Source organism: Salinivirga sp. (genome assembly GCF_035268865.1).
Classification (GTDB): Bacteria; Bacteroidota; Bacteroidia; order Bacteroidales; family Salinivirgaceae; genus Salinivirga.
In genome coordinates, this window is sequence record NZ_DATFKB010000096.1 from 1 (window position 1) to 7,723 (window position 7,723).

Sequence of the window (7,723 nt, forward strand, 5' to 3'; positions counted from 1 at the left end):
GAGTAATGGTCAGGTGGAAGGACAGGTAAACCGATTGAAAATATCAAGCGCCAAATGTATGGCCGAGCCGGCTTCATATTACTGCGAAAGCGGGTGCTGATGGATTCCAGTTGATCAATACCACCAAAAGTGACGAAGAACCAACGTGACCGGAATACGCAACTAAGAGCGAAAGTTGGCTGGAAGCCGAGACTTTCTGCTCTAGTGTTGTACGAAACCGGAGCCAGGTATTGGAAGTCGGCAGTATGGGTAATGAGGATTTTGCTTCTTAATACCAATTAAATCCTAGTCCAATAGAGAGCACTACAACGTCTCGATCTCGATCATTATCTAAATTAGTCCATCCCATCTGCAGTTGGGTTTGAAGATCTAGCGCAAATTTTTTCTTTTGTACTAATTCATACCCTGTACTGAAGGCAACTGCTCCACCAAAATTCCAATCTTCCTCTTTAATGTTGTCTTCATAGAATGCTGGAAAATCCATAGCTAGACCTGCGCCAGCATTTACCCACCATCGGTCTTTTACCCAGTATTGAACGGATGGCATAAATGCATCAAAACTTCGGTCTTTGCCTTCGTATTCGTAGCTCATTCCAGAATACATTCCTAGAATAGCCAGGCGATCATTGACCATCCATCCCACTTTTAAATTAGGGAAACTGCCGCCGCCTTGAGCTTCGTCGAAAGGTACTTCTTGATCACTATCAGATACACTGATGACACCGCCGCCTATTCCAAAACCAATAACAAACCCTTTTCTTTCAATTTGGTCGGTATCCTTTTGACCATAAGAGAGGAGCGTACAAAACGTAAACACAACAATTAATAAGTTTTTCATTTTTAATATTTATGAAGGTTATAGGTAAAGGAATTGATTTGACTTGTTAGCCAAAAGCTTAAAACTTCACCCCTATATAAAGGTTAGGCTCAAAAAGAAAGATGTTTCCATATTTATCATCGAACTCCTTAAATCCTGCAGGCGAGTTGTTGTCAAACATCCATTGGTTAACATGAACTTGAGGTTCTATAAAAATTCTTTTTTTCTTACCAAATGCGATATGGTAGCCCAAGTGATACGAATTGTAAACTTTAAAGCCATTTTTAATCTTATTGCCTTCTAAATCCGTATATGTTTGAATCTGTGGCAGCACTTCAATAGAGGCAAAAAGCCCTTTCCAAAGCATGCGTTGGTAGGTGATGCCAATTCCTGTTTCTCTTAAGTATCCATCGTAAAATTCACTTCCAGAATCTATTTTATCCAAAAGACCATCCCACCATGTGATTCCCATGGGTTGAAATAATCGCCAGGTGGCAAACTTTACCCCAATGATGTTCTTATTATCCAGGTTGCGTTTTACATGTAATTCTACCATTTGAATACTTGTTCGATCATTCCAACCAGAGATAAGCTCATCAGGAACAATATAAGGTAAACTTACCCTCCACTTATGGGTTACTTCAGTTTCTTTACCCTCCGGTGAGCTAGTTTGAGCAAAAGCACTAAGTGTGCAAAAAAATAAAAGAATGGTTAATAGACTTTTCATGACGGTAATATATTTTTCTGAAAAAATCGATTTCTACAAAGCACCTCTCCTTATGGTTAAATCGTCTAGTAAATGGGAAAGGAATCATCATCCGATGATTATGCACTCTGCTTTATCGAATTGACAATACAAAGATGGAGTGGAAAGGAAGTAGAATCGTCCTGAAATGAAATTTCGGACCTTTTAGTGAGATTTGGGACCTTTTATACAGGCTTAAACTTGATTAGACTTCACCCAAGCTTTCGGTGTCATTCCTTCGATCTTTTTAAAGAATCCATTAAATACCGATTTAGAATTAAAGCCGCTTTCATAAGCCAGCGCTAAAAGGGTAAGGTGGCTATTAGCAGGATTTAGGGCATTTTCTTTGAAGTTCTCCAAGCGAAAACTATTGATGTATTCATTGAAGTTTTGGCTAATTTGTTCATTTAGCAACCAGGAAAGCTTGTTAGGGCTAATATTCAAGTTTTCGGCTAGCGAGCGTAAAGATAAAGATGGGTTTTGAAACCACTTTTCTTCCTTCATTCCTTTGCCAAGTATTTCTAAAACGATATCGACTTCAGCACCTGACATTAAGGCGTTGGAGGCAGGAGAGGTAATTTGTATTTCAGGATTAGGTGGTAATAGTTTTATTTGGAAAGTGGTTTGTAATAATTTCTGAAACCTATCATACCGATGTAAAGGTTTAAGTAGCGGAATATTCATAAAGTTTATGATTTGACCGGTACGCATTTTGATATTTTTTTCCAAAAAGTCCAATGCCATTTCGTGTTTGTCCAAATGGACCAACAAGAAAAGTTGCCAGGGAAAAAGCGCTCCCTTAGAATCCTTTTTTATCATTGAGCTCACCCTGCTGATATCAGCATCGATCTTATCTTCTGGATTGACCAATTGGTATAATACTCTGCATTCTTCTGGTCGCTCGGCCAAAGGGGTTTTATCTAAGAAGTCATTTAGTTTTTCGTAATCTTTTGTAAGAATTAAGCACACTTGTTTTAGTGCAATGGGATGTGTAAAATCGGGGTTGATGCTCAATGAGGTCTCTATACATTCCAGCGCTTTTGTATAGTCCTCTTTTAAATAATGAATATTCGCCTTGGTGAAATAATGATTTGCAGACAAAGGGTTTATTCTTAAAATGTTATCAGTATGCCAGAGCGCTTTTTCGAAATAACCTACTGCTGTATACAATTCGCATAAACCTTCTTCTGCTTCCGTATAGGAGGGATTAAGTTCTATTGCTTTTTGAAAAAATATATGCCCATTGACGAAATCCCAATGCCCCCAAAAGGACAATGTCGCTTTACTGAAATACCCTATATAAGATTGTTTGTCCAGGTTAAAACCATTACTGAGATTCTCTTCTGACCTCTGCAATAAGCCTCTATCATTTCCCCAGGATCCAGACATGGCATAACAATATGCCAACCCAAAGTAAGGCAAAGTAAATGAGGGATCTATCGCTACACATTGTTCGTAGAGTTCTATTGCATTTGCGATTCCTGGTCCATCCCACATTAAATGTTGGTAGCGACCTTTGAGGTAAAGGTTGTAAGCCTCTATATTTTGTGTAGGCGCTTCAATTAAATGTTCTTGAATATTGAGGTGACCAAAATTTTCCCGGATCTGGTCAGCAATGAGCAGGCTCACTTCATCTTGTAAGGCAAAAATGTCTTTTAATTCCCGATCGAAATTCTTGGACCAAAAGTGTGTTCCGTCATTGGTATTAATTAACTGGGCAGTAATTCGAATCCTGTTTTTGGCCTTGCGGACGCTTCCCTCCAAAACAGTACTTACGCCCAATCGGCTACCGATCGTACGCACATCTATATTTTTATTCTTAAATGCAAAAGAGGAGGTGCGGGCAATGACTTTCAAGCCCTTCACGGTGGTTAGGGCATTGATTATTTCTTCAGTTATGCCATCGCTGAAGTATTCGTTCTCAGGGTCGGCACTCATATTAACAAAAGGGAGAACCGCAATGGACTTATTAGATGATGATATAGGTAGATGGTTGCTCATTTTTTACGATACTTCATCGGGGCTTCTACGAACTGACATTGAATTTTTAATGATTTTTCTTTTAATCGGCTACAACTCAGATATATGAGCAAGTTGATATCAAATATAAAATTATAATCTTAAATTGTGAAGTAAGTAGGTTGCCCATATTGAGTCTGTAATAAGGTGCTGGCTTTTTTGGGCTAGTTCGAGGCGCAAAAATCGCCCCAAAAAGACGCAGATTATTGCTTGATTTAATTGGGCAACCTACTTATACAATAAGGAAAGAATGTAGCAACCCCATCGCCTTCAGTATGCCAATAAAAGAAAAGAATCCGACAGCTAAAAAGTGTAAAACGGCTATAGTCGCTAAACGCGCCTACATCGTTTGCACAAAGCCATTATCGGTAATTAAAAAAAAACTTAATGCACGAGAAATTTATCAATTACTTTTCTAAGATATCGCCTCTTTCTATTGAAGAGTCTGAAGCAATTGTTAAAAGCATGCAAACCAAAGCATTCAAAAAAGGAGAGTACTTATTAAAGGAAGGGCAAATTTCGTCAAACACGTATTTTGTGCTTGAAGGTTGTATTCGAGAATATATACTATCTGATGGGGAAGAAAAGACTACGAATTTCTTCTCTGAGGAACAATGGGCTATTTCATTAAATAGTTTATCTCTTCAAAGTTCTGCAAACCACAATTGGATTTGTATGGAAGATACTACTGTAGTTGTGGGTAATGAACAGCAAGCTCAGGAACTCTTCAAACACTTTCCAAGGTTCGAAACAATTTCTCGTGCAATAATGGAAGCAGCTTTCGCTGAACAAAAATATAAATTACCAATTAGCTGAGATCTAATGAGAATCCAAATGTCTATTCAGATAAATAAAATGTTAAAATCTATTCTCTTTGGAGTGGTTTCTTTAGTGCTATTCTCTTGTAACCCAAAAACGGAGACAATAACACCTGAAATCAAAAGTATTACTGAAAGTGTCTATTCTACCGGAGTGATAAAAAGTAAAAACCAGTATGAAGTTTTTGCCCCTGTGAGTGGAGTTATTGAAAAAATCTTTGTTCTAGAAGGGCAAAAAGTAAAAAGGGGGGACTCCATTTTTAAAATAGACAATAGAAATCAAAAAATAGCCACAGAAAATGCTCGACTTAATTCCGTTGCTTCTGACTATGCCAATAATAAAGACAAGCTTGATGCCGCCAAAAAATTAGTTATGCTTGCTAAGCAAATATTCATAAACGATTCTCTTCTTTACCAAAGACAAAAAAATCTATGGAGCCAGAACATTGGAAGCAAACGTGAATTTGAGCAAGCCGAATTAAAGTTAGAGAGAGCTAAGGTGGAGCTAGAGCGCGAACTATCAAATTTCGAAGATGTCCAACGTCAATTGAAACTATCTTCAGACCAAAGTAAAAATAACTTAAAGATTGCGCAAATAAAGGAAGATAACTTCATTGTGAAAAGCGAATTAAATGGGCGCATATATAAATTAAATAAAGAAGAAGGGGAATTAACCGATGGTCGTGAACCTGTTGCAATCATAGGTGCCGATGTTTTTATCATAGAATTGAGCATAGATGAAAAAGATATCGTTAAACTGAATCAAGACCAACAAGTCATCATTCGTATGGATAGTTATGACGAACAGGTTTTCGAAGGCCGAATCGTTACCATAGAACCAATAATGAATAAAAGAACACGCTCTTTTCAGGCAGAAGCAGTATTCACAAACCAACCACCTAAGCTATTTCCGAATCTCACCGTAGAAGCCAATATTGTCATTCAAACAAAAAAAGAGGCATTAACTATTCCAAGAAACTTTTTATTTAATGATTCTACTGTGATGCTTAGCAACGGAGAAATGCAATTTGTAGAGGTTGGGTTAATGGACTATGAGATTGTTGAAATACTCAGCGGAATCGATGAAAACACTTCCATTCAACGATCAGAAGAATGAAGCAAAAACACCTTATAGAGATTGCTGGAGCGCTCCTCTTAGCAAGATGGAAACAAACGCTCATTGCTGCTATTGGTGTTACGTTTAGTATTGCTCTTTTTGTAACACTGCTCGGCTTTATGGAAGGATTGAATAACTTACTGGATGGTATGGTATTAAACCGAACTCCACACATCCGATTATATAATGATACCCAGCCTAGCCAAAATCAACCCATTGACCTGAGTGATGAATATAAGGATCATCATAATTTTATTAGTTCTATCAAACCAACCAATACTCGAAAAGAGATTTATAACGCTCAAAAGATTATTCAAAAACTTAATAATGATAATCGAGTTGTAGGTGTTTCTGCCAAGCTTTCCGCCCAGGTATTTTACAATTATGGGAACACGGATATAAATGGAATCATTAATGGTTTGGAGGTCAATAAAGAGTCAAAGCTCTTTGCATTTGAGGAATACCTGGCTAAAGGCAATTATCAAGATCTTGAAAACATTCCAAATAGCATTATCCTTGGGCAAGGTGTGGCAGAACTCATCAATGCCCAAATTGATGACCTTATCAATATTACAACCTCCGAAGGTCAGCAGTTCTCTTTAAAAGTAGTAGGCTTTTATCAAACCGGCATGGCCCAGATTGATAAAGTTCAAAGCTATGCCAGCTTAAAAACGACCCGAAGAATCAAAGGTGTCAGCAATAATTATGTTGGAGATATTCAAATAAAGTTGAAGAACCTTGATAAAGCCCCCTTAACTGCGATTGAATATGAAAAGTTTTTTAATCTCAATGCTGAAGATCTTCAAACAGCCAATGCTCAGTTTGAAACAGGAAGTAGTGTGCGGTCTATTATTTCCTATGCTGTTGGAATTGCCTTATTGATTGTTTCTGGCTTCGGGATCTACAACATTCTGAATATGTTAATTTATGAGAAAATGGATACTATCGCGATATTGAAAGCTACGGGCTATAATAGTAGCGATGTAAAAAAAATCTTTATTTCCATTTCATTAAGTATAGGTCTTTCAGGAGCATTATTTGGAGTATTGCTGGGCTATTTATTATCGAATATCGTGGATACGATTCCGTTTGACGCACCTTCTGTGCCCAACGTAACAACCTACCCAATAGACTATGGAGTTCAATACTATTCTATTGCGATCATATTTGCAATCATAATGACGTTTCTAGCGGGTTGGCTACCTGCCCAAAAAGCTTCAAAAGTGGATCCAGTAGTTATAATAAGAGGAAAGTAAATGGCGAAAAAAAAGGTATTAGAAGCACGAGCTATCAATAAATCGTTTTTTGATCCAGTCCGTGTTGATGTGTTAAAGGATATTTCTTTTGACTTAAATTATGGAGAATACACTTCCGTCATAGGTCGATCCGGTTGTGGAAAGTCCACCTTATTATACATCCTTTCAACCATGGATACCGACTTTTCGGGTGAATTGCTAATCGATGGAATTACCACTAAAAATAAATCAGAGCAAGAATTAGCCGCCATTCGAAATGAAAAAATTGGCTTTGTATTTCAATTTCACTATCTTTTAAACGAGTTTTCTGCCATCAAAAATGTTATGCTACCTGGATACAGGTTAAATAAAAAAAGTGAAGAAGAATTGGAACACAAAGCTTATGAGGCATTGAAAGCACTCGGCATAGAAAAGTTGGCAAAAAAAATGGCCAATAAACTATCTGGAGGTGAAAAACAACGTGTTGCCATTGCTCGCGCGCTAATCAATGACCCACATATTATTATGTGCGATGAACCAACAGGAAACTTAGACAGCAAGAATGCAGATAGAGTGTTCAATATTTTCAAAGAGCTTACCGAGGTTTATAACAAGACATTACTCGTCGTCACTCATGATTTAGAATTTGCAAATAAAACAGGGCGCATCATAGAACTTGAGGATGGAAGAATAATAAGAATGTGAATGGCCAAAAGCACGAAAGCACAACAATGCCTGTGGCGCATTAAAACGCGCCATAGCCAGCCGTTAGCGGTAACTTAAACACAAAACTCGAAAACAGAAATGATAAGTAGGTTGCCCAATTAAATCAAGTAATAATCTGCGTCTTTTTGGGGCGATTTCTTCGTTGCAAAAAGCCTTGGATAGCTAGGCTATCCGCGATTTTTGCGCCTCGAACTAGCCCAAAAAAGCCAGCACCTTATTACAGACTCAATATGGGCAACCTACTTA

Annotated in this window: 7 protein-coding genes; 4 read left to right on the top strand and 3 right to left on the bottom strand. The window is 37.7% G+C overall.

The features are described from left to right. Positions 1-268: 268 nt before the first annotated feature. The 3 genes from VJ937_RS05705 to VJ937_RS05715 all read right to left on the bottom strand — a co-directional run bounded on the left by VJ937_RS05705 (position 269) and on the right by VJ937_RS05715 (position 3,563). On the bottom strand, positions 269-838 hold the full coding sequence (locus VJ937_RS05705; RefSeq protein ID WP_324065926.1) for a hypothetical protein: 570 nt from the start codon (positions 836-838) through the stop codon (positions 269-271). Positions 839-896: 58 nt separating this feature from the next. Continuing rightward, on the bottom strand, positions 897-1,544 hold the full coding sequence (locus VJ937_RS05710) for a hypothetical protein (protein WP_324065927.1): 648 nt from the start codon (positions 1,542-1,544) through the stop codon (positions 897-899). 213 nt (positions 1,545-1,757) lie between these two features. Further along, positions 1,758-3,563 carry a helix-turn-helix domain-containing protein gene (locus tag VJ937_RS05715; protein ID WP_324065928.1) on the bottom strand — a complete coding sequence of 602 codons (1,806 nt, stop codon included), beginning with the start codon at positions 3,561-3,563 and terminating at the stop codon, positions 1,758-1,760. Between the two features lie 405 nt (positions 3,564-3,968). Here VJ937_RS05715 and VJ937_RS05720 point away from each other — a divergent pair, with 405 nt between their 5' ends. The 4 genes from VJ937_RS05720 to VJ937_RS05735 are packed head-to-tail and all read left to right on the top strand — an operon-like array spanning position 3,969 to position 7,456. After that, positions 3,969-4,397, top strand: coding sequence for a Crp/Fnr family transcriptional regulator (locus VJ937_RS05720; RefSeq protein ID WP_324065929.1), 429 nt, complete (start codon positions 3,969-3,971; stop codon positions 4,395-4,397). An 18-nt stretch (positions 4,398-4,415) separates the two neighbouring features. Beyond that, on the top strand, positions 4,416-5,516 hold the full coding sequence (locus VJ937_RS05725; RefSeq protein ID WP_324065930.1) for an efflux RND transporter periplasmic adaptor subunit: 1,101 nt from the start codon (positions 4,416-4,418) through the stop codon (positions 5,514-5,516). Next, positions 5,513-6,772, top strand: coding sequence for an ABC transporter permease (locus VJ937_RS05730; protein WP_324065931.1), 1,260 nt, complete (start codon positions 5,513-5,515; stop codon positions 6,770-6,772). The genes VJ937_RS05725 and VJ937_RS05730 overlap by 4 nt, the downstream gene beginning before the upstream one ends. After that, a complete protein-coding gene (locus VJ937_RS05735) occupies positions 6,773-7,456 on the top strand; it encodes an ABC transporter ATP-binding protein (protein ID WP_324065932.1) in 684 nt (227 codons plus the stop codon). Positions 7,457-7,723: the final 267 nt, after the last annotated feature.